This is a genomic window from Bacillus sp. RZ2MS9, assembly GCF_001816185.2.
GTDB lineage: Bacteria > Bacillota > Bacilli > Bacillales > Bacillaceae_G > Bacillus_A > Bacillus_A cereus.
The window spans coordinates 109,198-134,209 of the sequence record NZ_CP049978.1 but is presented as its reverse complement, the minus strand read 5'-3'; the positions used below and the strand labels follow the sequence as shown (position 1 = coordinate 134,209).

The following is a 25,012-nucleotide window of genomic DNA, read 5'->3' as shown; positions in this document are numbered from 1 at the left end:
TTTCCCTCCTTTGACCATTAAAATTGTAATCCAGCCTCACGAGCAGCTTCAGCTAGAGCTTTAACACGGCCATGGTATAAGTAACCACCGCGATCAAATACTACTTCTTTAACGCCTTTCTCTACAGCACGCTTAGCAACTGATTCTCCAACTTTCGTAGCAGCTTCAATATTGCTAGTACCGTTAAGAGCAAGGTCTTTATCAAGAGTAGATGCACTTACTAACGTTACACCATTCACATCATCAATAACTTGAGCGTAAATATGTTGGTTAGAACGGAACACGTTTAAACGTGGACGCTCTGCAGTACCAGTAAGTTTAGCACGTACACGTGCATGTCTTTTCTTACGAGTCGCATTTTTATCAGCTTTAGTGATCATTCTTGTCACTCCTTTCTCTCACCTAACGGGTTTACTTAGCAGTTTTACCTTCTTTACGACGAACAACTTCGCCTTCGTAACGAATACCTTTACCTTTGTAAGGCTCAGGAGCACGTACAGCACGGATGTTAGCAGCGAATTCGCCAACACGTTGCTTGTCGATACCTTTAATTACGATCTTAGTTGGTGCAGGTACTTCAACTTCAAGACCTGCTTCCGGAGTCATTTCTACTGGATGAGAATAACCTACGCTTAATACAAGTTTATCACCTTGTTTTTGAGCACGGTAACCAACACCGACTAATTCAAGTCCGCGTGCGAAACCTTCAGTTACACCTTCAACCATGTTTCCGATTAAAGCACGAGTTGTACCGTGTAATGCACGGTGTTCCTTCTGTTCAGATGGACGCTCAACTGTTAATGTATTCTCTTCAATTTTGATAAGCATATCAGCATTGAAAGTACGAGTTAATTCACCTTTAGGGCCTTTTACTGTTACAGTATTGTCTTCTGCAACTGTAATAGTAACACCTGCAGGGATTTCAAGAATCTTTTTACCAATACGAGACATGTGGTCACACCTCCGTTCGTTTTAAATATATATTACCAAACGTATGCTACTACTTCTCCACCAGTTTGTAATTGACGAGCGTCTTTGTCTGTCATTACTCCCTTAGATGTAGAAACAAGAGCGATACCTAATCCGTTAAGTACACGTGGTACTTCGTCAGCTTTAGCGTAAACGCGTAAGCCAGGTTTACTGATACGTTTTAATCCAGTGATTACACGTTCATTGTTTGCACCATATTTCAGGAAAATACGAAGGATACCTTGTTTGTTATCCTCGATGTATTCTACATCACGAATGAAACCTTCACGTTTTAAAAGTTCAGCGATCTCTTTTTTGATTTTAGAAGCAGGAACCTCTAATTTCTCATGACGTACCATGTTCGCATTACGGATGCGAGTAAGCATGTCTGCAATTGGATCTGTCATCACCATGTGTTTTACCTCCTTCCCATTTGTGGGTTTTACCAACTAGCTTTTTTAACACCAGGAATTTGACCTTTATATGCAAGTTCACGGAAACAAATACGGCAAAGTTTAAATTTGCGGTATACAGAATGCGGACGACCGCAGCGTTCGCAACGTGTATACTCTTGTACTTTAAACTTAGGAGTACGCTTTTGTTTCGCTATCATAGATTTTTTAGCCACGTTTTCGCCTCCTCTACTTAGCGTTGGCTTCCATTATTTTTGGAATGGCATACCGAATTGTGTTAAAAGTTCACGAGCTTCTTCATCAGTTTTCGCTGTAGTAACGATTACGATGTCCATACCGCGGACTTTGCTTACTTTATCATAATCAATCTCAGGGAAAATAAGTTGCTCTTTAACACCTAATGTATAGTTTCCACGACCATCGAATGATTTCTTAGAAACACCACGGAAATCACGTACACGTGGTAAAGAAACTGATACTAATTTGTCGAAGAACTCATACATTTGCTCGCCGCGTAAAGTTACTTTCGCACCGATTGGCATACCTTCACGAAGACGGAAACCAGCGATTGATTTTTTAGCACGAGTTACAACAGGTTTTTGACCTGTGATTTGTGTTAATTCTTCTACTGCGTTGTCTAACGCTTTTGAGTTAGATACCGCGTCACCAACACCAGTGTTGATTACGATCTTTTCGATTTTTGGTACCTGCATTACAGATTTATAGTTAAACTTGCTCACTAGAGCAGGAGTAATTTCCTTTTGGAACTTCTCTTTAAGGCGATTCAATGAAGTGACCTCCTTTCTTAAGAAAATTATTTATCTAATAATTCACCAGATTTTTTTGCAATACGAACTTTTTTACCATCTTCTACTTTGAAGCCTACACGAGTAGGTTCACCTGTTTTCGGATCTAAAATCATAACGTTAGAAACGTGAATAGGTGCTTCTTTAGTAATAATTCCACCTTGTGGATTTAATTGAGATGGCTTAGAGTGCTTCTTAACGATATTGACACCCTCAACGATAACACGGTTTTGCTTTGGGAAAGCCACAAGGATAACGCCTTGTTTTCCTTTGTCTTTACCAGTGATTACCTGTACTTTATCACCTTTTTTTACATGCATCTTAATTCTGCACCTCCTTAGCAAGGCAATACCTTAAATTATAGAACTTCTGGAGCTAAAGAAACGATCTTCATGAAGTTGCTATCACGTAATTCACGAGCTACTGGTCCGAAGATACGAGTACCACGTGGGCTCTTATCGTCTTTAATGATAACCGCTGCGTTTTCATCAAATTTGATGTAAGAACCGTCCGGACGACGAGCTCCGCTCTTCGTACGTACCACTACTGCTTTAACAACGTCACCTTTTTTAACAACGCCACCTGGTGTTGCTTGTTTTACCGTAGCAACGATAATGTCACCAATGTTAGCATATTTACGACCAGAGCCGCCTAATACTTTAATTGTTAAAAGTTCACGTGCACCAGAGTTGTCAGCAACTTTCAAACGAGATTCTTGTTGGATCATGTTATGAAACCTCCCTTCGGACTAAAAATTCCGATTCGTCTATTTAGATAATAACCGCTTCTTCAACGATTTCAACTAAACGGAAACGCTTAGTAGCAGAAAGCGGGCGAGTTTCCATGATTTTAACGATATCGCCAAGTTTCGCTTGGTTTTGCTCATCATGGGCTTTGTACTTCTTAGAATACTTAACACGTTTTCCGTACAAGGAATGAGTTTTGTAAGTTTCAACTAAAACTGTAATCGTTTTGTCCATTTTGTCAGACACTACACGACCAGTATAAACTTTGCGTTGGTTACGTTCGCTCACTATGCAAACCTCCCCTCAATTTATCGATTAATTCCGATCTCTCTTTCACGAACTACAGTTTTCATACGAGCAATTGCTTTACGCACTTCACGAATGCGAGTTGGATTCTCTAATTGTCCTGTAGCAAGTTGGAAGCGAAGATTAAACAACTCTTCCTTTAAAGCTTTAACTTTTGTTTCGATTTCGGCAGTGGTTAATTCACGAATATCATTAGTTTTCATTAGATTCACCACCATTTTCTTCACGTTTTACGAATTTACATTTCACAGGTAACTTGTGAGCTGCAAGACGTAATGCTTCGCGTGCTACCTCTTCAGATACACCCGCGATTTCGAACATAATTTTCCCAGGTTTTACTACTGCTACCCAGCCTTCTGGTGCCCCTTTACCGGAACCCATACGTACTTCTAGAGGTTTTGCAGTGTAAGGTTTAGAAGGGAAAATTTTAATCCATACTTTACCGCCACGTTTCATGTAACGAGTCATTGCACGACGAGCAGCTTCGATTTGACGGTTTGTAATCCATGAAGCAGCTTGTGCTTGTAAACCGAATTCACCGAAAGCAATTTCAGTTCCACCTTTAGCACGACCACGCATTTTACCACGATGCTCTCTACGATATTTTACGCGTTTTGGCATTAACATATTATTTTCCTCCTTCCTCAGAAGCTTTCTTTTTTGTAGGAAGGACTTCTCCACGGTAGATCCATACTTTTACGCCTAATTTACCGTATGTTGTATCAGCTTCAACTGCTGCATAGTCAATATCAGCGCGAAGTGTATGAAGTGGAACAGTTCCTTCACTGTAAGATTCTGCACGAGCGATATCAGCTCCGCCAAGACGACCAGAAACCTGTGTTTTAATACCTTTAGCACCTGCACGCATAGCACGTTGAATAACTTGCTTTTGTGCACGACGGAATGATACACGGTTTTCTAATTGACGAGCGATGTTTTCGCCTACTAATTTAGCGTTAAGATCAGCTCTCTTAACTTCTAAAATGTTGATGTGTACACGCTTGCCTGTTAATTGGTTAAGAGCTTTACGAAGTGCTTCAACTTCAGTACCACCTTTACCAATTACCATACCAGGTTTTGCAGTGTGAATTGTAACATTTACACGATTTGCTGCACGTTCGATTTCTACTTTAGCAACAGCAGAATCTTTTAAGCGTACATTAATGTACTCACGGATTTTGATGTCTTCATGTAATAATGTAGCGTAATCTTTCTCAGCGAACCAACGAGATTCCCAGTCACGGATAACGCCGACACGAAGACCAATTGGATTAACCTTTTGACCCATCGATTATCCCTCCTTCTTTTCTGATACCACAACTGTGATGTGGCTTGTGCGTTTGTTAATTTGGCTTGCACGACCCATTGCACGTGGACGGAAACGTTTTAACGTTGGACCTTCGTCAACGAAAACTTTTTCAACAACTAGGTTGTTAATGTCCATCTCATAATTGTGCTCTGCATTTGCGATTGCAGATTTTAAAACTTTTTCTACAACTGGAGAAGCAGTTTTTGGTGTGTGGTTAAGGATAGCAATCGCTTCACCCACTTGCTTACCTCGGATTAAGTCTACTACTAAACGAACTTTACGAGGAGCAATACGAACTGTTCTCGCTACTGCTTTAGCTTGCATTGAAGTGCCTCCTCTCATTATCTTCTAGTTTTCTTATCGTCAGCAAGGTGACCTTTGTACGTACGAGTTGGTGCGAATTCACCTAACTTATGGCCAACCATATCCTCAGTGATGTACACAGGTACGTGTTTACGACCATCATATACAGCGATTGTGTGTCCGATGAACTGAGGGAAGATTGTTGAACGGCGAGACCAAGTTTTAACAACTTGTTTTTGCTCAGATGCAACTAATTTTTCCATTTTGCTCATTAAGTGATCATCGACAAATGGTCCTTTTTTTAAGCTACGAGCCATTTTGGTGCCTCCCTTCGTGATTGGCGTACGGTTCTAGAAATGAACCGTACTACAATCCCATTATTTTTTACGACGACGAACGATGAATTTGTCAGACGCTTTGTTTTTCTTACGAGTCTTGAATCCAAGAGTTGGTTTACCCCATGGAGACATTGGAGACTTACGTCCGATTGGAGAACGTCCTTCACCACCACCGTGTGGGTGATCAACCGGGTTCATTACAGAACCACGAACTGTTGGGCGTTTACCTAACCAGCGAGAGCGACCTGCTTTACCGATTTTGATAAGTTCGTGTTGTTCGTTACCTACTTGACCGATTGAAGCGCGACAAGCAGATAATACAAGACGTACTTCACCAGAAGTTAAACGTACAAGTACGTATTTACCTTCTTTACCAAGTACTTGAGCAGATGTACCAGCAGAACGAACTAATTGTCCGCCACGACCAGGCTTAAGCTCGATGTTATGAACAACAGTACCTACTGGAATGTTGATTAATGGTAATGCGTTACCGATTTTAATGTCAGCTTCTGGGCCAGACATAACTTCCATACCTACTTCTAAAGATTTAGGAGCAAGAATGTAACGTTTTTCACCGTCAACGTAGTTAATTAATGCGATATTCGCAGAGCGGTTTGGATCGTATTCGATCGTAGCAACGCGTCCTGGAATTCCATCTTTGTTACGCTTAAAGTCGATGATACGGTATTGACGCTTATGTCCGCCACCTTGATGACGTACAGTGATTTTACCTTGGTTATTACGACCAGCCTTCTTGCTTAAAGGAGCAAGTAATGACTTTTCGGGTCTATCAGTCGTGATTTCAGCGAAATCATTCGTAGTCATATTACGACGACCGTTAGTAGTTGGATTATACTTTTTGATTCCCATCTCAATTTCCCTCCTTCTTTAGTAAGAATTAAACGCCTTGGAAGATTTCGATTTCTTTGCTGTCAGCAGTTAGCTTAACGATTGCTTTACGACGACGGCTAGTAAAACCAGCGTGACGACCAACGCGTTTTGCTTTCGGCTTGTAGTTCATGATGTTCACTTTTTCTACTTTAACACCAAAGATCGCTTCAAGAGCATCTTTAACTTCTGTTTTATTAGATTTAACGTCCACATCGAACGTGTATTTTTTTTCAGCCATCATTTCCATAGAACGTTCAGTGATAACTGGGCGCTTAATGATATCACGAGGATCTCTCATTATGCAAGCACCTCCTCTACTTTTTCCACTGCCGCTTTTGTCATGATTAGCTTATCATGATGAAGCACGTCTAAAACGTTTACGCCATCAGCAGTGATTACTGTTACTCCAGGGATATTGCGAGCAGATAACTCTACAGATTCGTTTGCATCAGCAGTTACGATAAGAGCTTTCTTCTCAACAGTTAATCCTTTAAGTACTGCTAGCATATCTTTTGTTTTTGGTGCATTTAACACTAGGTCTTCAAGAACTACAATGTTGTTCTCAACTACTTTAGTAGCTAATGCAGATTTGATTGCTAAACGACGAACTTTCTTAGGAAGTTTGTACGCATAGCTTCTTGGTGTAGGTCCGAATACCGTACCACCACCACGCCATTGAGGAGAGCGGATAGACCCTTGACGAGCACGTCCAGTTCCTTTTTGACGCCATGGTTTACGACCACCACCGCGAACTTCAGAGCGAGTTTTTACTTTGTGTGTACCTTGACGTAAAGATGCACGTTGCATCATTACAGCTTCGAAAAGTACAGCTTCATTTGGTTCGATACCGAAAATAGCTTCAGCTAATTCGATTTCACCAACCTGTGAACCAGTTTGGTTATATACAGTAACTTTTGGCATTGGAATTCCTCCTTCCTATTGTGAATTATTTGCTAACCTTCACAGCGCCTTGAACAACTACAAGAGATTTCTTAGCACCTGGAACGTTACCTTTTACTAGTAATAAGTTGCGCTCAGTGTCAACTTGAACGATTTCTAAGTTTTGGATAGTAACTTGGTCTCCACCCATACGTCCAGCAAGTTTTTTGCCTTTGAATACACGGTTCGGAGCAACTGGGCCCATTGAACCTGGACGACGGTGATAGCGAGAACCATGAGACATAGGTCCGCGAGATTGTCCGTGGCGTTTGATAACACCTTGGAAACCTTTACCTTTAGAAATTCCTGTTACATCAACGATTTCACCTGTAGCGAATACGTCAACTTTTACCTCTTGACCAACCTCTAATCCGTCCACGTCTGCATCGCGGATTTCGCGAATGAAGCGCTTAGGAGTTGTAGATGCTTTAGCAGTGTGGCCTTGTTCAGGTTTGTTAGTTAACTTTTCACGTTTATCTTCAAATCCTAACTGGATTGCATTGTAGCCATCAGTTTCAGTTGTTTTCTTTTGAAGAACAACGTTTGGATTAGCAGCGATAACTGTTACTGGGATTAACTCACCGTTCTCAGCAAATACTTGAGTCATACCGATCTTTCTTCCTAAGATTCCTTTGGTCATGAGTTACACCTCCTACATTTTTAAGTTATATAAATTATAGTTTGATTTCGATATCTACACCAGATGGTAAGTCTAAACGCATTAATGAATCTACTGTTTGTGGAGTAGGACTCACGATGTCGATTAGACGTTTGTGCGTGCGCATTTCGAATTGCTCACGAGAATCTTTGTACTTATGAACAGCACGAAGAATTGTGTAAACAGTTTTTTCAGTTGGTAATGGGATCGGACCAGAAACTGTTGCCCCAGAACGCTTAGCTGTTTCTACAATTTTCTCAGCTGACTGATCAAGAATACGGTGATCGTAAGCTTTTAAACGGATACGAATTTTTTCTTTTGCCATTATTTTCCCTCCTTCGTTCGCCTATTTCTAAAATAGACCTTCTCCATGGAAATTTCCCCACACCATGCCATGGCAAAGCGGCCGGGTGTGTCAGCAACCTTCCACTTCATCGCAGTCAAAGACCAACATTGTCTATTATACAATGTTATTCGTCTAGATGCAAGCATCTTTTTGTTTGCATCTGCTTTTCTCTACTTTTGCTATTATACATGGCACTTTAAAGAATTTCAAGTTTTCATCTAACAGAATTCATTTTACAGTTTCTGGATTATCTTTTGTTGTTTTTATATTACTATAGAAGAAACTCGTCAAAACAAAAAACACTCTCTTCCCCCTTATATAAACGCAAACAAAAAACCTAAGGGAAAATCCCTTAGGTTTTTTTATATCAGTTAAGATTACTCAACGATAGTAGCAACTACACCGTAACCTACTGTACGTCCACCTTCACGAATAGAGAATTTAGTTCCCTCTTCGATAGCGATTGGAGCGATAAGTTCGATAGTCATTTCGATGTTGTCACCAGGCATTACCATTTCAGTACCTTCTGGTAATTGGATGATACCAGTTACGTCAGTTGTACGGAAGTAGAACTGAGGACGGTAGTTAGCGAAGAATGGAGTGTGACGTCCACCTTCTTCTTTAGATAATACGAAAACTTCAGCTTTGAATTTAGCGTGAGCTTTTACAGAACCGCTTTTTGCAAGTACTTGTCCACGTTGGATGTCTTCACGAGCAACCCCACGAAGTAAAGCACCGATGTTGTCTCCAGCTTGAGCTTGGTCAAGAAGTTTACGGAACATCTCTACACCAGTTACAGTTGTAGAAGCATTTTCTTCAGCAAGACCGATGATTTCTACTACGTCACCAACTTTAACGATACCGCGCTCAACACGACCAGTAGCAACTGTACCACGACCTGTGATAGAGAATACGTCCTCTACAGGCATTAAGAATGGTTTGTCAGTTTCACGTTCTGGAGTTGGGATGTAAGCATCAACTTCAGCCATTAATTCAATGATTTTTGCTTCCCAATCAGCTTCTCCTTGAAGAGCTTTAAGAGCAGAACCTTTGATTACAGGAATGTCGTCGCCTGGGAATCCGTATTCAGATAATAGGTCGCGAACTTCCATTTCTACTAATTCTAATAATTCTTCGTCATCTACCATGTCGCATTTGTTTAAGAATACAACGATGTAAGGAACACCTACTTGACGAGAAAGAAGGATGTGCTCACGTGTTTGAGGCATTGGGCCATCAGCAGCAGATACTACTAAGATACCGCCGTCCATTTGAGCAGCACCAGTGATCATGTTTTTAACATAGTCAGCGTGACCTGGGCAGTCAACGTGTGCATAGTGACGAGTTTCAGTTTCGTACTCAACGTGTGCAGTTGAGATTGTGATACCGCGCTCTCTTTCTTCTGGAGCAGCATCGATTTGATCGTATCCGCGTGCTTCAGCACCACCAGCTTTTGCAAGAACTGTAGTGATCGCAGCAGTTAATGTAGTTTTACCATGGTCAACGTGGCCGATTGTACCGATGTTAACATGGGGTTTAGAACGTTCGAATTTAGCTTTAGCCATTCTAAATTCCTCCTTAGTTTATATAGGTTATTTTATATTTAGACTAGAAAGTGAAACTTACGTCCCACTTTCTAAGCTTACATAAGTAGTTATACTTGAACAATCGATAAAAATCAATTATTCACCTTTATTTTTTTTGATAATTTCTTCAGAAACAGACTTTGGTACTTCTTCATAGTGGTCAAACACCATAGAGAATGTTCCGCGTCCTTGAGTGTTAGAACGTAATGACGTTGCATAACCGAACATTTCAGAAAGTGGAACCATAGCGCGAACAACTTGTGCGTTACCGCGAGCTTCCATACCTTCTACACGTCCACGACGAGATGTTACGTCACCCATAATGTCACCCATGTACTCTTCAGGAATTACAACTTCAACTTTCATCATTGGCTCAAGAATTACTGGGCTACATTTAGAAACCGCAGCTTTAAGTGCCATAGATGCAGCGATTTTGAACGCCATCTCAGATGAATCGACATCATGGTAAGATCCGTCAACTAATGCAGCTTTAATGTCAACTAGTGGATAACCAGCTAGTACACCATTTTTAAGTGCATCTTCAAGACCTGCTCCAACAGCTGGGATGTATTCACGAGGAACTACACCACCGACGATCTTGTTTTCGAATTCGAATCCTTTACCTTCTTCGTTAGGTTCAAACTCAATCCAAACGTGACCGAATTGTCCACGACCACCAGATTGACGAGCGAACTTACCTTCAACTTTCGCAGCAGCGCGGAAAGTCTCACGGTATGCTACCTGAGGAGCACCAACGTTTGCTTCCACTTTGAATTCACGACGCATACGGTCAACGATGATATCAAGGTGAAGTTCACCCATACCAGCGATGATAGTTTGGCCAGTTTCTTGGTCAGTGTGAGCACGGAATGTTGGATCTTCTTCAGAAAGCTTAGATAATGCTGTACCCATTTTATCTTGGTCAGCTTTAGATTTTGGTTCGATAGCTACAGAGATAACTGGCTCTGGGAATTCCATAGACTCAAGGATAACAAGGCTCTTCTCGTCACAAAGAGTATCACCAGTAGTAGTATCTTTTAAACCTACAGCAGCAGCGATATCACCAGCGTAAACTGTTGAAATCTCTTCACGGCTGTTAGCGTGCATTTGTAGGATACGACCTACACGCTCACGCTTACCTTTAGTTGAGTTTTTCACGTATGATCCAGAGTTTAACACACCAGAGTACACACGGAAGAACGTTAACTTACCAACATAAGGGTCAGTCATGATTTTGAATGCTAAAGCTGCGAATGGTTCTTCATCGCTAGACTTACGTTCTACTTCTTCATCTGTATCCGGTAGAGTACCTTTAATAGCAGGTACATCTAGTGGAGATGGAAGGTAGTCGATAACTGCGTCTAACAGAATTTGAACACCTTTGTTTTTGAATGCAGAACCACAGATTACTGGGAAGAATTCTACAGAAGTTGTAGCCTTACGGATACCAGCTTTAAGCTCTTCTACAGTGATTTCTTCACCTTCTAGGTACTTCATCATCATTTCTTCATCAAGCTCAGCTACCGCTTCAATAAGTTTTCCACGGTATTCTTCAGCTAATTCTTTGTGCTCTTCAGGAATTTCAACACGTTGAATGTCTGTTCCTAAATCGTTACCGTACATGTAAGCACACTCTTCAACAAGGTCAATGATACCATTGAACTCATCTTCAGCACCGATTGGTAACTGAATTGGATGTGCGTTTGCTTGTAAACGATCGTGGATTGTTCCTACAGAGTATAAGAAATCTGCACCGATCTTATCCATTTTGTTAACGAATACGATACGAGGTACGCCGTAAGTAGTAGCCTGACGCCAAACAGTTTCTGTTTGTGGTTCTACACCAGATTGCGCATCAAGTACTGCTACAGCGCCATCAAGTACGCGTAAAGAACGTTCTACTTCTACTGTGAAATCTACGTGTCCTGGAGTATCAATGATGTTTACACGATGACCTTTCCATTGTGCTGTAGTTGCAGCAGAAGTAATTGTGATACCACGCTCTTGCTCTTGCTCCATCCAGTCCATCTGAGATGCACCTTCGTGAGTTTCACCGATTTTATGAATACGTCCTGTGTAGTACAGAATACGCTCAGTTGCTGTTGTTTTACCAGCATCGATGTGAGCCATGATACCAATATTACGAGTGTTTTCTAAAGAGAACTCTCTTGCCATTTGGTGTCTTGCTCCTTCCATATATGGATTGGATTTTTTTATTTTAAGTAGCAAAAAAGCCACTTTATATTGTTACACATGTCAGTATGTCCAGTACTCTCATTATGTAAAACGAGCGCCCGATGAAAGGGAGAGGCATTCTCCCTCTCCACACTTCCATAAGCGACAAATAAAGCGGTTTATGCTTACATTTATTTTACGTTGAATCCTACCAACGGTAATGAGCAAATGCTTTGTTAGCTTCTGCCATTTTATGAGTGTCTTCACGTTTCTTAACAGATGCACCAGCGTTGTTAGCTGCATCTAAGATTTCGTTAGCAAGACGCTCTTCCATAGTTTTTTCACCACGAAGACGAGCGTAGTTTACTAACCAACGAAGACCTAAAGTTGTACGGCGTTCTGGACGAACCTCAACTGGAACTTGGTAGTTAGCACCACCAACACGACGAGCGCGTACTTCAAGAACAGGCATGATGTTCTTAAGAGCTTGCTCGAATACTTCCATTGGCTCTTTACCAGTACGTTCGTTTACGATATCGAACGCATTATAAAGAATTGTTTGAGATTTACCTTTTTTACCGTCAACCATCATTTTGTTGATAAGGCGTGTTACTAGCTTCGAATTGTACATTGGATCTGGTAACACGTCACGTTTCGCAACAGGTCCTTTACGAGGCATATTGAGTTCCTCCTTTCATTTTAAAGTTATTATTTTTTAGCAGGTTTTGGTCTCTTAGTACCATATTTAGAACGTCCTTGCATACGTTTGTCAACACCAGCTGTGTCAAGCGCACCACGAACGATGTGGTAACGTACCCCCGGTAAATCCTTTACACGACCACCGCGAATTAATACTACGCTATGCTCTTGTAGGTTATGACCGATACCTGGGATGTAAGCTGTAACCTCGATACCGTTTGTTAAACGTACACGAGCGTATTTACGTAACGCTGAGTTAGGTTTCTTTGGAGTCATTGTACCAACACGAGTACATACACCACGTTTTTGAGGTGCAGAGATATCAGTTGATTTTTTCTTTAAAGAGTTAAAACCTTTGTTTAACGCAGGTGATTTAGATTTCCATACTTTATCAGTACGACCATTTCTCACTAATTGGTTAATAGTAGGCATTTGATTATCCTCCCTTCGCATGTTTGTATGACCACATATCCAGGTGGTTCATTATTAGTTGAAAACAAAGTTTTTGCAAGGAAGAGCAAATGCTCTCTCCTCACAAAAACAGTTTTAACTTATTATTCCTATTGCTGAAGCTCCCACTTGAATCCCCGAAGCTTTACCAAGCTTACGAACTGATTCAACTTTTGTTATGGGCACGTTATATTGCATTGCAACACGAATGATAGCATGGGTTAACCGCATGTCAGCATCCTCTGCGATGACAACTTCTTTAACTGTACCATTTTTGATTGCCTCCAATGTGCGTTTATGACCAACGACTACATTTTCAGCAGTTGATACTTTTTGATAAGACATATAAATATCCTCCAAAGCATCGTTCAGGAGCAACCTTGATTATAGTAACATTTTGACTCATACAATGTCAACTAAGATTAATTGTTTTTATACAAAATTTATGCCGGAAAATTTTACTGTTCCACATAAACCTCATCGTTTTCTACATTCATGTCATCTTGTGTTGTTTTTACAAGATCCACTTTGCGATAACGATTCATACCTGTTCCAGCAGGAACAAGTTTACCGATAATAACATTTTCTTTTAATCCTAGAAGTTCATCGCGTTTACCCTTAATTGCTGCATCAGTTAAGACACGAGTTGTTTCTTGGAACGATGCTGCAGATAAGAATGAATCTGTTTCAAGTGAAGCTTTTGTAATACCAAGTAGAACAGGTCTAGCTGTTGCTGGTTGCTTACCTTGCAGTAAGACCTTAGCATTCGCATCAGTGAACTGATGGATATCTAGTAATGTTCCTGGTAATACATCTGTTTCACCTGCATCACTTACACGAACTTTACGTAACATTTGACGTACCATTACTTCTACGTGTTTGTCACCAATTTCTACCCCTTGCATACGGTATACTTTTTGAACTTCACGTAATAAGTATTCTTGAACCGCCGTAATGTCCGTTACTTTTAGTAATTCTTTCGGATCAATAGAACCTTCTGTTAACTCTTTACCGTGGCTAATTGGCTGTCCTGGAGTTACTTTCAGACGAGCACCGTAAGGAATAGCATACGTACGAGCTTCAACTTCACCCTGTACAACTACTTCTTGGCGATCTTTAACGTCGTTGATCGCTGCGATAACACCGTCGATTTCACTAATAACTGCCTGACCTTTCGGATTACGAGCTTCGAAGATCTCTTGGATACGAGGTAAACCTTGAGTGATATCATCTCCGGCAACCCCACCTGTATGGAATGTACGCATCGTTAACTGTGTACCTGGCTCACCGATAGATTGAGCTGCGATAATACCTACCGCTTCTCCTACTTCTACGTCTGTTCCAGTTGCTAAGTTACGACCGTAACACTTCTTACATACACCGTGGCGAGTGTTACACGTAAACGCTGAACGAATGTTTACAGTTTCAACACCCGAATTTTCAACGATATGAGCGATATCTTCAGTAATTAATTGATTTTCAGCAACTAATACTTCACCTGTTTCAGGATGTTTTACAGTTTTTCTTGCAAAACGTCCAACAAGACGATCATATAATGACTCGATAACTTCATTACCCTCTTTAATCGCACCGATTAATAAACCGCGATCTGTTCCACAATCATCTTCACGAACGATTACATCTTGTGCAACGTCAACAAGACGACGTGTTAAGTAACCAGAATCGGCAGTTTTAAGTGCTGTATCAGCAAGACCTTTACGCGCACCGTGCGTAGAGATGAAGTACTCAAGTACTGTTAAACCTTCACGGAAACTCGATTTGATTGGAAGTTCGATGATACGACCAGATGGATTGGCCATAAGACCACGCATACCAGCAAGCTGAGTAAAGTTAGATGCGTTACCACGGGCACCTGAGTCACTCATCATGAAGATTGGGTTGCGTTTATTCAAGGATTTCATCAGTTTTCCTTGGATAACATCTTTTGCATTACTCCAAATAGAGATAACGCGATCGTAACGTTCTTCTTCCGTGATTAAACCGCGACGGAATTGTTTAATTACATTATCTACTTTTGCTTGTGCTTCGTGGAGAATTTCATCTTTTTCGCCTAATACAAGAATGTCAGATACCCCAACTGTAATACCAGCTTTTGTAGAGTACTTGAATCCTAAGTTTTTCATACGGTCAAGCATGCGAGAAGTTTCTGTAATTTGGAAACGTTTGAATACTTCCGCAATGATGTTACCAAGGATTTTCTTGCTAAATGGCGCCACTTCTTCGCGACTAGCAATAATTTCTTTAATGTTCGCACCTTTTTCAACGAAATATTTCGCTGGTGTTTCTTTTTCAAGGTTTGAATTTGTTGGTTCATTAATATAAGGGAACGACTCTGGTAAGATTTCGTTAAATATTAATTTACCAACTGTTGTTAATAGAAGCATACTCTTTTGCTCTTCAGTAAATGTTGCGTTGTTTACTGCACTTGCAGCTACTGCAACACGTGTATGAAGATGAACATATCCATTTTGATATGCAAGCAATGCTTCGTTTGCATCTTTGAAGACCATACCTTCACCGATTGCACCTTCACGCTCAAGTGTTAAGTAATAGTTACCTAATACCATATCCTGAGATGGAGTAACAACTGGTTTACCGTCTTTCGGGTTCAAGATGTTTTGTGCCGCTAACATAAGAAGACGAGCTTCAGCTTGAGCTTCTGATGATAAAGGTACGTGAACGGCCATTTGGTCACCGTCAAAGTCCGCGTTGTATGCAGTACATACAAGTGGGTGAAGACGGATTGCGCGACCTTCTACTAATGTAGGTTCAAACGCCTGGATACCAAGACGGTGAAGTGTTGGTGCGCGGTTTAGAAGTACTGGATGTTCTTTAATCACAGACTCTAAAACGTCCCAAACTTCAGGTTGTACACGCTCGATTTTACGTTTCGCACTCTTAATGTTATGTGCTAATCCTTTTTCAACTAACTCTTTCATTACGAAAGGTTTGAACAGTTCAAGCGCCATTTCTTTTGGTAATCCACATTGATACATCTTTAAGTTCGGTCCTACAACGATTACAGAACGACCAGAGTAGTCAACACGTTTACCTAATAAGTTTTGACGGAAACGTCCTTGTTTACCTTTAAGCATGTGAGATAGTGATTTTAATGGACGGTTACCTGGTCCAGTAACTGGACGGCCACGACGACCATTATCGATTAATGCGTCTACAGCTTCTTGTAACATACGTTTTTCGTTTTGAACGATGATGCTTGGTGCACCTAAGTCCAATAGACGTTTTAAACGATTGTTACGGTTAATTACACGACGGTATAAGTCGTTTAAGTCAGAAGTAGCAAAACGTCCACCGTCTAACTGTACCATTGGGCGTAGTTCTGGTGGAATTACTGGTAGAACATCTAAGATCATCCAAGACGGTTCATTTCCAGAGTTACGGAATGCTTCTAATACTTCTAGACGTTTAATAGCACGAGTACGGCGTTGTCCTTGTGCTGTTTTTAATTCTTCTTTTAAGAAGTCCACTTCTTTATCTAAATCGATGTCTTGTAGTAGCTTTTTAATTGCTTCTGCACCCATAGCAGCTTGGAATGTGCTACCATATCGATCACGATATGCACGGTATTCTTTTTCAGAAAGTAATTGCTTCTTATCAAGTGGTGTATCTCCACTTTCTGTTACAACATAAGAAGCGAAATAAATTACTTCTTCAAGCGCGCGAGGGGACATGTCTAAGACAAGTCCCATGCGGCTCGGGATACCTTTGAAATACCAAATATGAGATACAGGAGCAGCTAATTCGATATGACCCATACGTTCACGACGTACTTTTGCACGCGTTACTTCAACGCCACATCGATCACAAACTACACCTTTATAACGTACACGTTTGTATTTTCCGCAATGACATTCCCAGTCCTTTTGTGGTCCGAAAATACGCTCACAGAACAAGCCATCTTTTTCAGGCTTTAACGTACGATAGTTAATAGTTTCTGGTTTCTTAACTTCACCGTATGACCAAGAACGAATCTTGTCAGGTGAAGCAAGTCCAATCTTCATATATTCAAAGTTATTTACATCTATCAAGGGGCCTACCTCCCTTTTAGTCTACAGGTTATCCCAATTATTCCTTAGTTGTCTCTACTTCGACATTCAATTTATCTGCTGATTGATGATCATCGTCATCTTCTGTATCACGCATTTCAATTTCTGTATCGTCGCTAGACATCATTTTAACGTCCATACCTAAACTTTGCAGCTCTTTAATCAATACTTTGAATGATTCAGGAACGCCTGGTTCTGGAACATTTTCGCCTTTAACAATTGCTTCATAAGTCTTAACACGTCCAACAACATCATCAGACTTCACTGTTAAGATTTCTTGAAGAGTATAAGCAGCACCGTAAGCTTCAAGTGCCCAAACCTCCATCTCACCGAAACGCTGTCCACCGAACTGAGCTTTACCTCCAAGAGGTTGCTGCGTTACAAGTGAGTATGGTCCAGTAGAACGAGCATGAAGTTTATCGTCAACCATGTGCGCAAGTTTGATCATATACATGACACCAACAGATACGCGGTTATCGAATGGTTCACCAGTACGTCCGTCATACAGGATTGTTTTCGCGTCATTTGCCATACCAGCTTCTTCAATTGTGCCCCAAACATCTTCCTCACGAGCACCATCGAATACTGGTGTTGCAATGTGAATGCCAAGGTATCTTGCTGCCATACCAAGATGAAGCTCTAATACCTGACCGATATTCATACGAGATGGTACCCCTAATGGGTTTAACATGATATCGATTGGCGTACCGTCTGGTAAGTAAGGCATATCTTCTTCTGGTAAAATACGAGAAATAACACCTTTGTTACCGTGACGTCCGGCCATCTTGTCACCTTCAGAAATTTTACGTTTTTGAACGATATATGCACGTACAAGTTGATTCACGCCTGGTGGCAATTCATCGCCATCTTCACGGTTGAATACTTTTACGTCTAAGATAATACCGCCACCACCGTGTGGTACACGTAGTGATGTATCACGTACTTCACGCGCTTTTTCTCCAAAGATAGCATGTAATAGACGTTCTTCAGCTGTTAATTCTGTTACACCTTTAGGTGTTACTTTACCAACAAGTAAATCTCCATCTTTTACTTCAGCACCAACGCGAATGATACCGCGCTCGTCAAGGTTACGTAATGCGTCTTCCCCAACGTTTGGAATGTCACGTGTAATTTCTTCTGGTCCAAGCTTCGTATCACGAGCTTCTGATTCATATTCTTCAATATGAATAGAAGTGTACACATCATCTTTTACAAGGCGCTCACTCATGATGATCGCATCCTCGTAGTTATAACCGTCCCAAGTCATGAAGCCAACAAGCACGTTACGTCCAAGTGCTAGTTCACCTAATTCCATAGAAGGACCATCCGCAAGGATTTCACCTTTTACAACTTCATTTCCAACACTTACGATTGGACGTTGGTTGTAACAAGTTCCTTGGTTAGAACGAATGAATTTTTGCATTTTGTAGCGATCTAAGTCGCCTTTTACTGTTTGACCGTCAACTTCTACATAGCGACGTACCCAAACTTCACGTGCTTCTACGCGCTCAACAACACCAGGATGTTTACAGATTACTGCAGCACCTGAGTCTTTTGCTGATACGTACTCCATACCTGTACCTACAATCGGAGATTCCGGATTCATTAACGGAACCGCCTGACGTTGCATGTTCGCTCCCATAAGTGCGCGGTTAGAGTCATCGTTTTCTAAGAACGGAATACAAGCTGTCGCTGCCGACACTACTTGTTTTGGAGATACATCCATGTAGTCGATGCGTTCTCTATTTGTGACAATGTTTTCACCACGGAAACGAGCTACGATATCTTCACTTAGGAATTCACCTTCGTCAGATAATTTCATATTCGCTTGGGCTACAACATAATTATCTTCTTCATCTGCTGTTAAGTAATCAACATGCCCTGTTACAAGACCAGTTTCTGGGTCAACACGACGGTATGGTGTTTCAATGAAACCAAACTCATTTACTTTCGCGAACGAAGATAATGAGTTAATCAAACCGATGTTTGGTCCCTCTGGTGTTTCAATCGGACACATACGACCGTAGTGAGAGTAATGAACGTCACGCACTTCAAAGCCTGCGCGCTCACGCGTTAAACCACCAGGTCCTAATGCAGATAGTCTTCGTTTGTGAGTTAACTCTGCTAATGGGTTTGTTTGGTCCATAAACTGAGATAACTGAGAACTTCCGAAGAACTCTTTAATAGATGCAATAACAGGACGAATATTAATTAGTGCCTGTGGTGTAATCGCATTTGTATCTTGGATCGACATTCTCTCACGAACAACACGTTCCATACGAGAAAGACCGATACGGAATTGATTTTGTAATAGTTCTCCAACAGAACGCAGACGACGGTTTCCTAAATGGTCAATATCATCTGTATCCCCTACTTTGTATAGTAGGTTGAAGAAGTAACTGATAGAAGCAAGGATATCACCTGGTGTGATGTGTTTCACATCACGAGTAATGTTTGCATTACCAATTACATTAATTACGCGTTCGCCTTCCGACTCAGGAGCATAAATCTTAATAGATTGCAGCTCAACATCGCCTTCTACCACTCCACCCATTGGTTTCGCTGTTTTGAATCCAATGTTTTTCTCTAAGTAAGGTAAAATGCGATCAAGTGTACGACGATCTAAGATTGTTCCTTCTGCCGCTAAAATTTCACCAGTTTCTGGATCCACTAATGTTTCAGCTAAACGTTGATTAAACAATCTGTTTTTAATGTGTAACTTCTTGTTGATCTTATAGCGACCTACATTTGCTAAATCGTAGCGCTTTGGATCGAAGAAACGAGACACAAGTAAGCTCTTAGCATTTTCTACTGTTGGTGGTTCACCAGGACGTAGACGCTCATAAATTTCAAGCAATGCTTTTTCTGTGCTATCTGTGTTGTCTTTTTCTAATGTGTTGCTTAAGTATTCGTTATCACCTAAAAGCTCGGTGATTTCTTGATCAGAGCCAAACCCTAATGCGCGTAACAAAACAGTTACAGGAAGTTTACGCGTACGGTCAATACGCACATATACAACATCCTTAGCATCTGTCTCATACTCTAACCAAGCTCCGCGGTTTGGAATTACAGTAGCAGTAAAACCACGTTTTCCGTTTTTATCCACTTTGCCACTATAGTATACGCTTGGAGAGCGAACTAACTGGGAAACGATAACACGTTCTGCACCGTTAATTACGAATGTTCCAGTCTCTGTCATGAGTGGGAAATCTCCCATGAACACATCTTGTTCTTTTACTTCACCAGTTTCCTTGTTGATTAGACGCACTTTTACACGAAGTGGTGCTGCATACGTCACATCACGCTCTTTGCATTCGTCTACAGAGTATTTAGGTTCACCTAAGCTGTAGTCGATAAATTCAAGCGATAGATTTCCCGTAAAGTCTTCAATCGGAGAAATGTCTTGGAACATTTCTCGCAAACCCTCATCAAGAAACCACTGATAAGAAGAGGTTTGAATTTCGATAAGATTTGGTAACTCTAATACTTCACTAATACGGGCATAACTTCTTCGTTGGCGGTGGCGTCCGTATTGAACTAGTTGACCTGTCAACTGCTTCACCCCTCAAATCATGAGTATTATAAATGCACAAAAAAATTTGTGCAAAATCACAAATAAATACAACTACTGCTATTAGCGTAGTCTCTTTCTCTTAAAGATAAATACGTTGAGTCTTTCTACCTGCTCAAAAAAGAAAAATGGCTTCTATAAGAAAACCATCATTCTGTTTCATAATCTGCTGATTTTACTATCTTTTCCAAGAGAAACAAAAATATACATCTTTCTCAACGCAGAAAATCATATATTGGCATTGTATAATGTTAACATAGCCAAAAATAACCGTCAACGTTTTTTTGATTTTATGATATAATATCCTTTTTTCTTTTCTACAACCTCAACTTCAGAAAATACTTCTTCTAGTTTTTTTAGCGCAGACGGTGCACCTTGTTTCTTTTGAATAACAATCCAAAGCTCTCCATCTGGAACTAAATACTCCACAGCTTTTTCTAAAATCTCATGTACGATATCTTTACCCGCACGAATTGGAGGGTTAGATAGAATAGCAGCATACTTACCATCTACATTTTCATAGACGCTACTTTGAAAAATACGTATATTCTCGATTTTGTTATTAGCGGCGTTTTCTTTCGCAAGCCCAAGTGCCCTCTCGTTCACATCCACCATGTGAACTTCACGACCTTGAAACTCTTTCGCTAACGACAAACCAATAGGACCGTATCCGCAACCTACGTCTAATATATCACCTTTAATATCTGGCATTTGAAACGCTTCAATTAAAAGACGGGAACCAAAGTCCACTTCGTTTTTCGAGAACACCCCATGGTCAGATAAGAAAGTGAATCGAGATCCACGAAGGGCAAACTCCCATCGCTTACGATCACTTTTACTAGAAGGGTCGTTAGAAAAATAATGGTCTGCCATATGGCCACCTCTTTTCTTTACAGTTAAAAAAAAAGCTCGCATGAGAGCGAGCTTTTTTTAAAGCATCAAAAGTTAATTACTTAACTTCTACAGCAGCGCCAACTTCTTCAAGTTTAGCTTTGATTTCTTCAGCTTCTTCTTTAGCAGCAGCTTCTTTGATTACTTTTGGAGTGTTGTCAACTAATTCTTTAGCTTCTTTTAAGCCAAGACCAGTGATTTCACGAACAACTTTGATAACTTTGATTTTTTGTGCACCAGCGCTAGTTAGTTCCACATCAAATTCAGTTTTCTCAGCAGCAGCTTCTCCAGCGCCACCAGCAACAGCTACAGGAGCAGCAGCAGTTACGCCGAATTCTTCCTCGATAGCTTTTACTAAGTCGTTAAGTTCTAATACAGTCATAGATTTAACTGCTTCAATGATTTGTTCTTTAGTCATTGTAAATATCCTCCCTTAAATAGGTTTGTATTGTTTTATCGATAATACGTAATTATCTTTTAAAAAATTAAGCGCCTTGCTCTTCCTTTTGGTCTGCAACTGCTTTAGTAGCAAGTGCAAGGTTACGGATTGGAGCTTGAAGAACGCTAAGAAGCATAGAAAGTAAGCCTTCACGTGATGGAAGAGTAGCGATTGCTTTAACCTCATCAAGTGTTACAAGTTTACCTTCGATTACGCCCGCTTTAATTTCTAAAGCTTCATGATCTTTAGCGAAGTCGTTTAATACTTTCGCAGGAGCAACTACATCCTCGTTACTGAACGCGATTGCGTTTGGTCCTGTTAAGAATTCATTTAACTCAGCCATTTCAGCAGATTCTGCAGCACGACGAGTTAGAGAGTTTTTGTAAACTTTGAACTCAACGCCAGCTTCACGTAATTGCTTACGTAATTCTGTTGCTTCAGAAACTGTTAAACCACGGTAGTCAACAACGATTGTAGATTTACTAGCGCGAAGTTTGTCCGCGATTTCAGTTACAACTTGTTGTTTAGTTTCGATTACTTTGCTCATGTTATTACACCTCCTGTAGATTATATAGAAGATGTACCGAAAGTGCACTAAAAACCTCCATGCCCAACTTGTAGACATGGAGGCATATAGTCACAGAAAAAAGATTCCGCTTCGTATATTAACACCTAGGTAGGAAATTAAGTCTATTGACACCTACTGTCTACGGTACACTAATTAAATTCACAACATAAATGATTATATTAAAACTTCTTTATGAAGTCAACTTCCAAAATTTACGCTAATGTAGAAACGTCTACACGTACGCCAGGTCCCATTGTAGAAGCAACTGTTACGTTCTTCATGTAAGTACCTTTTGCAGCAGCTGGCTTAACTTTTTGTAAAGTGTCAGCAATTGTTTTGAAGTTTTCTACTAATTTAGCATCTTCGAAAGATACTTTACCGATTGGAACGTGGATGTTACCAGCTTTATCAACGCGGTATTCAACTTTACCAGCTTTGATTTCGTTAACAGCTTTAGTTACATCGAAAGTAACTGTTCCAGTTTTAGGGTTTGGCATTAAACCTTTAGGTCCTAATACGCGACCAAGTTTACCAACTTCACCCATCATGTCAGGAGTTGCTACTACTACATCGAAATCGAACCAACCTTGTTGGATTTTACCGATGTAATCAGTATCGCCTACGAAGTCAGCTCCAGCAGCTTCAGCTTCTTTAGCCTTTTCACCTTTAGCAAATACTAATACACGTTGTACTTTACCAGTACCGTGTGGAAGAACAACTGCACCACGGATTTGTTGGTCAGCTTTCTTAGGGTCAACACCTAAACGGAATGCAGCTTCTACAGTTGCATCAAATTTAGCTGTGTTTGTTTTCTTTACTAATTCTACTGCTTCTGTTGCAGAGTAAGCAGCTGCACGATCAACAAGCTTTGCAGCTTCTACGTACTTTTTACCTCTTTTAGCCATTTTTATTTCCTCCTCGAATGTGGTTTTAGCGGAATAACCTCCCACGTTTACGCCTGTTTTCAGGTATAACCTGAGGATGAGCGCCATCCATTTATTTAAAAACGATAATCATTTACGATAATAAAGGTTGCGAATTGGAATTCCAGACCCGCAACCTTTTTTAAAAACAAATCGAATTAGTCTTCGATAACGATGCCCATACTGCGTGCAGTACCTTCAACCATACGCATTGCAGCTTCTACGCTAGCAGCGTTTAGGTCAGGCATTTTAGTTTCAGCGATTTCGCGTACTTTATCACGCTTAACAGTTGCCACTTTATTACGGTTTGGTTCACCAGAACCAGACTCAATACCAGCTACTTTCTTAAGAAGAACAGCAGCAGGAGGAGTTTTAGTAATGAAAGTGAATGAACGGTCCTCAAATACCGTAATTTCAACAGGGATGATAAGACCAGCTTGATCTGCTGTACGAGCGTTAAACTCTTTACAGAAGCCCATGATGTTAACACCTGCTTGTCCTAATGCTGGACCAACTGGTGGAGCTGGGTTAGCTTTACCTGCAGGAATTTGAAGCTTTACCATTTTAATTACCTTTTTAGCCACGAGACACACCTCCTTAAGTCCGTGATGTGGTCAATTGGACAGTGATTTGCCCTCCCACGTCATATTTTATCTGTAAGGATAAAATCTTTCAAAAAACGTCTCCGATAACGAAGACGTACTGACTTAAAAGATATTATCACTTTTTACAATTCATTTCAAGTTTCATTTTATAATTTTTCAATTTGATGGAAGTCAAGTTCAACTGGAGTCTCGCGACCAAACATATCCACAAGCACGCTAACCTTTTTCTTCTCCACATCAATTTCTTCAATAGCACCTGTATAATCTGCGAATGGCCCCTCATTTACACGTACTGTCTCATGAAGTTCAAAGTCGAAATCAACCACTTCGTTGTCCATTCCCATATGTTTCATAATGGTAACAACTTCCTCTTCTAATAGAGGTGATGGTTTAGATCCAGAACCAGAAGAACCAACGAACCCAGTTACACCCGGCGTGTTACGTACAACATACCAAGAGTCATCAGTCATGATTAATTCTACTAATACATAACCTGGGAACACTTTTCTTTTCATTAATTTTTCTTTTCCGTTTTTCATTTCTACTTCTACTTCTTCCGGGACAACAACACGGAAAATTTTATCTTGCATACCCATTGATTCTACACGTTTCTCTAGGTTTGCTTTTACTTTATTTTCATATCCAGAATAAGTATGGACAACATACCAACTTTTTTCCATTCATTTAGGACGAGCGTCCTTCCCTCCCTGACGTACATTTTTTTGCGCAAATGAAAAAACCCGTTCACCGGGCTTTTACACAGTTCTTATAAATAACATTATATCATGGATAAGTGCTTCTTATTCAAGAATTAACCAAGAATTAACCGAATTAAAGAAGAAATGCCCATATCAACTACTGCGAAGAAAATCGCAAAGAACACAACTGTAGCAACAACAGTCGCTGTTGAGCGGAGTAATTCATCTTTTTTAGGCCAACTTACTTTTTTCATTTCGCGACCTACATCGCCGAAAAAGTTCGTTAAACGCATCT

At 40.5% G+C, this 25,012-nt stretch carries 32 protein-coding genes and 1 other annotated feature; all 32 genes read right to left on the bottom strand.

The window, feature by feature from the left end; all coding sequences use genetic code 11:
• Positions 1-17: 17 nt before the first annotated feature.
• The gene (gene rplR / locus BHV55_RS00750) at positions 18-380 is read right to left on the bottom strand and encodes a 50S ribosomal protein L18 (protein ID WP_000628816.1); all 363 of its coding nucleotides are present in this window, start codon (positions 378-380) and stop codon (positions 18-20) included.
• A 31-nt stretch (positions 381-411) separates the two neighbouring features.
• The gene (gene rplF, locus BHV55_RS00745; RefSeq protein WP_000086558.1) at positions 412-951 is read right to left on the bottom strand and encodes a 50S ribosomal protein L6; all 540 of its coding nucleotides are present in this window, start codon (positions 949-951) and stop codon (positions 412-414) included.
• Between the two features lie 32 nt (positions 952-983).
• Entirely contained in the window at positions 984-1,382 is a 399-nt protein-coding gene (rpsH, locus tag BHV55_RS00740) for a 30S ribosomal protein S8 (protein WP_000245511.1), read from the bottom strand.
• Between the two features lie 29 nt (positions 1,383-1,411).
• A complete protein-coding gene (gene rpsN / locus BHV55_RS00735; protein WP_001085700.1) occupies positions 1,412-1,597 on the bottom strand; it encodes a 30S ribosomal protein S14 in 186 nt (61 codons plus the stop codon).
• 33 nt (positions 1,598-1,630) lie between these two features.
• Positions 1,631-2,170, bottom strand: coding sequence for a 50S ribosomal protein L5 (gene rplE / locus BHV55_RS00730; protein WP_001080831.1), 540 nt, complete (start codon positions 2,168-2,170; stop codon positions 1,631-1,633).
• 26 nt (positions 2,171-2,196) lie between these two features.
• The gene (rplX, locus tag BHV55_RS00725; protein WP_000558200.1) at positions 2,197-2,508 is read right to left on the bottom strand and encodes a 50S ribosomal protein L24; all 312 of its coding nucleotides are present in this window, start codon (positions 2,506-2,508) and stop codon (positions 2,197-2,199) included.
• Between the two features lie 38 nt (positions 2,509-2,546).
• Positions 2,547-2,915, bottom strand: coding sequence for a 50S ribosomal protein L14 (rplN, locus tag BHV55_RS00720; protein WP_000615912.1), 369 nt, complete (start codon positions 2,913-2,915; stop codon positions 2,547-2,549).
• Positions 2,916-2,958: 43 nt separating this feature from the next.
• Positions 2,959-3,222, bottom strand: coding sequence for a 30S ribosomal protein S17 (rpsQ, locus tag BHV55_RS00715; protein ID WP_000004106.1), 264 nt, complete (start codon positions 3,220-3,222; stop codon positions 2,959-2,961).
• A gap of 20 nt (positions 3,223-3,242) precedes the next feature.
• Entirely contained in the window at positions 3,243-3,443 is a 201-nt protein-coding gene (gene rpmC, locus BHV55_RS00710) for a 50S ribosomal protein L29 (protein WP_000855718.1), read from the bottom strand.
• Complete coding sequence (gene rplP / locus BHV55_RS00705) at positions 3,433-3,867, bottom strand: 50S ribosomal protein L16 (protein ID WP_000928969.1); 435 nt, start codon at positions 3,865-3,867, stop codon at positions 3,433-3,435. Before rplP ends, rpmC begins: the two co-directional genes overlap by 11 nt.
• A 1-nt stretch (position 3,868) precedes the next feature.
• Positions 3,869-4,528: a 30S ribosomal protein S3 gene (rpsC, locus tag BHV55_RS00700; RefSeq protein WP_000529956.1), complete on the bottom strand. Its 660-nt coding sequence runs from the start codon at positions 4,526-4,528 to the stop codon at positions 3,869-3,871.
• A 3-nt stretch (positions 4,529-4,531) separates the two neighbouring features.
• The gene (gene rplV / locus BHV55_RS00695) at positions 4,532-4,873 is read right to left on the bottom strand and encodes a 50S ribosomal protein L22 (protein ID WP_001148024.1); all 342 of its coding nucleotides are present in this window, start codon (positions 4,871-4,873) and stop codon (positions 4,532-4,534) included.
• Between the two features lie 17 nt (positions 4,874-4,890).
• Complete coding sequence (gene rpsS / locus BHV55_RS00690; RefSeq protein WP_000124454.1) at positions 4,891-5,169, bottom strand: 30S ribosomal protein S19; 279 nt, start codon at positions 5,167-5,169, stop codon at positions 4,891-4,893.
• 60 nt (positions 5,170-5,229) lie between these two features.
• Complete coding sequence (gene rplB / locus BHV55_RS00685; protein WP_000511583.1) at positions 5,230-6,060, bottom strand: 50S ribosomal protein L2; 831 nt, start codon at positions 6,058-6,060, stop codon at positions 5,230-5,232.
• Between the two features lie 28 nt (positions 6,061-6,088).
• The gene (gene rplW, locus BHV55_RS00680; protein ID WP_001205558.1) at positions 6,089-6,379 is read right to left on the bottom strand and encodes a 50S ribosomal protein L23; all 291 of its coding nucleotides are present in this window, start codon (positions 6,377-6,379) and stop codon (positions 6,089-6,091) included.
• A complete protein-coding gene (rplD, locus tag BHV55_RS00675) occupies positions 6,379-7,002 on the bottom strand; it encodes a 50S ribosomal protein L4 (protein WP_001127258.1) in 624 nt (207 codons plus the stop codon). The genes rplW and rplD overlap by 1 nt, the downstream gene beginning before the upstream one ends.
• A 25-nt stretch (positions 7,003-7,027) precedes the next feature.
• Positions 7,028-7,660, bottom strand: a complete 633-nt coding sequence (gene rplC / locus BHV55_RS00670; protein ID WP_000160207.1) for a 50S ribosomal protein L3 — start codon at positions 7,658-7,660, stop codon at positions 7,028-7,030.
• A gap of 34 nt (positions 7,661-7,694) precedes the next feature.
• Complete coding sequence (gene rpsJ / locus BHV55_RS00665) at positions 7,695-8,003, bottom strand: 30S ribosomal protein S10 (RefSeq protein ID WP_001040596.1); 309 nt, start codon at positions 8,001-8,003, stop codon at positions 7,695-7,697.
• 398 nt (positions 8,004-8,401) lie between these two features.
• Entirely contained in the window at positions 8,402-9,589 is a 1,188-nt protein-coding gene (tuf, locus tag BHV55_RS00660) for an elongation factor Tu (RefSeq protein ID WP_001029614.1), read from the bottom strand.
• Positions 9,590-9,706: 117 nt separating this feature from the next.
• Positions 9,707-11,785, bottom strand: a complete 2,079-nt coding sequence (gene fusA, locus BHV55_RS00655) for an elongation factor G (protein WP_000090370.1) — start codon at positions 11,783-11,785, stop codon at positions 9,707-9,709.
• Between the two features lie 208 nt (positions 11,786-11,993).
• Positions 11,994-12,464: a 30S ribosomal protein S7 gene (gene rpsG, locus BHV55_RS00650; RefSeq protein WP_001137491.1), complete on the bottom strand. Its 471-nt coding sequence runs from the start codon at positions 12,462-12,464 to the stop codon at positions 11,994-11,996.
• Positions 12,465-12,493: 29 nt separating this feature from the next.
• A complete protein-coding gene (rpsL, locus tag BHV55_RS00645; RefSeq protein WP_001142341.1) occupies positions 12,494-12,916 on the bottom strand; it encodes a 30S ribosomal protein S12 in 423 nt (140 codons plus the stop codon).
• 114 nt (positions 12,917-13,030) lie between these two features.
• The gene (locus BHV55_RS00640) at positions 13,031-13,279 is read right to left on the bottom strand and encodes a 50S ribosomal protein L7ae-like protein (protein WP_000121837.1); all 249 of its coding nucleotides are present in this window, start codon (positions 13,277-13,279) and stop codon (positions 13,031-13,033) included.
• 113 nt (positions 13,280-13,392) lie between these two features.
• The gene (gene rpoC / locus BHV55_RS00635; RefSeq protein ID WP_000567939.1) at positions 13,393-17,004 is read right to left on the bottom strand and encodes a DNA-directed RNA polymerase subunit beta'; all 3,612 of its coding nucleotides are present in this window, start codon (positions 17,002-17,004) and stop codon (positions 13,393-13,395) included.
• A gap of 37 nt (positions 17,005-17,041) precedes the next feature.
• The gene (gene rpoB / locus BHV55_RS00630) at positions 17,042-20,575 is read right to left on the bottom strand and encodes a DNA-directed RNA polymerase subunit beta (RefSeq protein ID WP_000147553.1); all 3,534 of its coding nucleotides are present in this window, start codon (positions 20,573-20,575) and stop codon (positions 17,042-17,044) included.
• Positions 20,576-20,866: 291 nt separating this feature from the next.
• Positions 20,867-21,466, bottom strand: coding sequence for a class I SAM-dependent methyltransferase (locus BHV55_RS00625; protein ID WP_000763262.1), 600 nt, complete (start codon positions 21,464-21,466; stop codon positions 20,867-20,869).
• Between the two features lie 76 nt (positions 21,467-21,542).
• Positions 21,543-21,902: a 50S ribosomal protein L7/L12 gene (gene rplL, locus BHV55_RS00620; protein WP_000159736.1), complete on the bottom strand. Its 360-nt coding sequence runs from the start codon at positions 21,900-21,902 to the stop codon at positions 21,543-21,545.
• Positions 21,903-21,969: 67 nt separating this feature from the next.
• Positions 21,970-22,470, bottom strand: a complete 501-nt coding sequence (rplJ, locus tag BHV55_RS00615; RefSeq protein WP_000048716.1) for a 50S ribosomal protein L10 — start codon at positions 22,468-22,470, stop codon at positions 21,970-21,972.
• Between the two features lie 39 nt (positions 22,471-22,509).
• Positions 22,510-22,654: a sequence feature (ribosomal protein L10 leader region), on the bottom strand.
• Between the two features lie 49 nt (positions 22,655-22,703).
• Positions 22,704-23,396 (bottom strand): 50S ribosomal protein L1, encoded by a 693-nt coding sequence (gene rplA, locus BHV55_RS00610; protein WP_001987630.1) that lies wholly within the window; start codon positions 23,394-23,396, stop codon positions 22,704-22,706.
• Between the two features lie 176 nt (positions 23,397-23,572).
• On the bottom strand, positions 23,573-23,998 hold the full coding sequence (gene rplK / locus BHV55_RS00605) for a 50S ribosomal protein L11 (RefSeq protein ID WP_001085872.1): 426 nt from the start codon (positions 23,996-23,998) through the stop codon (positions 23,573-23,575).
• Between the two features lie 167 nt (positions 23,999-24,165).
• Positions 24,166-24,699 carry a transcription termination/antitermination protein NusG gene (gene nusG / locus BHV55_RS00600; protein ID WP_000415794.1) on the bottom strand — a complete coding sequence of 178 codons (534 nt, stop codon included), beginning with the start codon at positions 24,697-24,699 and terminating at the stop codon, positions 24,166-24,168.
• A 131-nt stretch (positions 24,700-24,830) separates the two neighbouring features.
• Complete coding sequence (gene secE, locus BHV55_RS00595) at positions 24,831-25,010, bottom strand: preprotein translocase subunit SecE (protein ID WP_001241323.1); 180 nt, start codon at positions 25,008-25,010, stop codon at positions 24,831-24,833.
• Between the last annotated feature and the right edge of the window lie 2 nt (positions 25,011-25,012).

Bases quoted from the DNA above. Each gene is read 5' to 3' on its own strand.
- rplR (WP_000628816.1), bottom strand. From the start codon at position 380: ATGATCACTAAAGCTGATAAAAATGCGACTCGTAAGAAAAGACATGCA.
- rplF (WP_000086558.1), bottom strand. From the start codon at position 951: ATGTCTCGTATTGGTAAAAAGATTCTTGAAATCCCTGCAGGTGTTACT.
- rpsH (WP_000245511.1), bottom strand. From the start codon at position 1,382: ATGGTGATGACAGATCCAATTGCAGACATGCTTACTCGCATCCGTAAT.
- rplX (WP_000558200.1), bottom strand. From the start codon at position 2,508: ATGCATGTAAAAAAAGGTGATAAAGTACAGGTAATCACTGGTAAAGAC.
- rplN (WP_000615912.1), bottom strand. From the start codon at position 2,915: ATGATCCAACAAGAATCTCGTTTGAAAGTTGCTGACAACTCTGGTGCA.
- rpmC (WP_000855718.1), bottom strand. From the start codon at position 3,443: ATGAAAACTAATGATATTCGTGAATTAACCACTGCCGAAATCGAAACA.
- rplP (WP_000928969.1), bottom strand. From the start codon at position 3,867: ATGTTAATGCCAAAACGCGTAAAATATCGTAGAGAGCATCGTGGTAAA.
- rpsC (WP_000529956.1), bottom strand. From the start codon at position 4,528: ATGGGTCAAAAGGTTAATCCAATTGGTCTTCGTGTCGGCGTTATCCGT.
- rplV (WP_001148024.1), bottom strand. From the start codon at position 4,873: ATGCAAGCTAAAGCAGTAGCGAGAACAGTTCGTATTGCTCCTCGTAAA.
- rpsS (WP_000124454.1), bottom strand. From the start codon at position 5,169: ATGGCTCGTAGCTTAAAAAAAGGACCATTTGTCGATGATCACTTAATG.
- rplB (WP_000511583.1), bottom strand. From the start codon at position 6,060: ATGGGAATCAAAAAGTATAATCCAACTACTAACGGTCGTCGTAATATG.
- rplW (WP_001205558.1), bottom strand. From the start codon at position 6,379: ATGAGAGATCCTCGTGATATCATTAAGCGCCCAGTTATCACTGAACGT.
- rplD (WP_001127258.1), bottom strand. From the start codon at position 7,002: ATGCCAAAAGTTACTGTATATAACCAAACTGGTTCACAGGTTGGTGAA.
- rplC (WP_000160207.1), bottom strand. From the start codon at position 7,660: ATGACCAAAGGAATCTTAGGAAGAAAGATCGGTATGACTCAAGTATTT.
- rpsJ (WP_001040596.1), bottom strand. From the start codon at position 8,003: ATGGCAAAAGAAAAAATTCGTATCCGTTTAAAAGCTTACGATCACCGT.
- tuf (WP_001029614.1), bottom strand. From the start codon at position 9,589: ATGGCTAAAGCTAAATTCGAACGTTCTAAACCCCATGTTAACATCGGT.
- fusA (WP_000090370.1), bottom strand. From the start codon at position 11,785: ATGGCAAGAGAGTTCTCTTTAGAAAACACTCGTAATATTGGTATCATG.
- rpsG (WP_001137491.1), bottom strand. From the start codon at position 12,464: ATGCCTCGTAAAGGACCTGTTGCGAAACGTGACGTGTTACCAGATCCA.
- rpsL (WP_001142341.1), bottom strand. From the start codon at position 12,916: ATGCCTACTATTAACCAATTAGTGAGAAATGGTCGTACTGATAAAGTA.
- BHV55_RS00640 (WP_000121837.1), bottom strand. From the start codon at position 13,279: ATGTCTTATCAAAAAGTATCAACTGCTGAAAATGTAGTCGTTGGTCAT.
- BHV55_RS00625 (WP_000763262.1), bottom strand. From the start codon at position 21,466: ATGGCAGACCATTATTTTTCTAACGACCCTTCTAGTAAAAGTGATCGT.
- rplL (WP_000159736.1), bottom strand. From the start codon at position 21,902: ATGACTAAAGAACAAATCATTGAAGCAGTTAAATCTATGACTGTATTA.
- rplJ (WP_000048716.1), bottom strand. From the start codon at position 22,470: ATGAGCAAAGTAATCGAAACTAAACAACAAGTTGTAACTGAAATCGCG.
- rplA (WP_001987630.1), bottom strand. From the start codon at position 23,396: ATGGCTAAAAGAGGTAAAAAGTACGTAGAAGCTGCAAAGCTTGTTGAT.
- nusG (WP_000415794.1), bottom strand. From the start codon at position 24,699: ATGGAAAAAAGTTGGTATGTTGTCCATACTTATTCTGGATATGAAAAT.
- secE (WP_001241323.1), bottom strand. From the start codon at position 25,010: ATGCGTTTAACGAACTTTTTCGGCGATGTAGGTCGCGAAATGAAAAAA.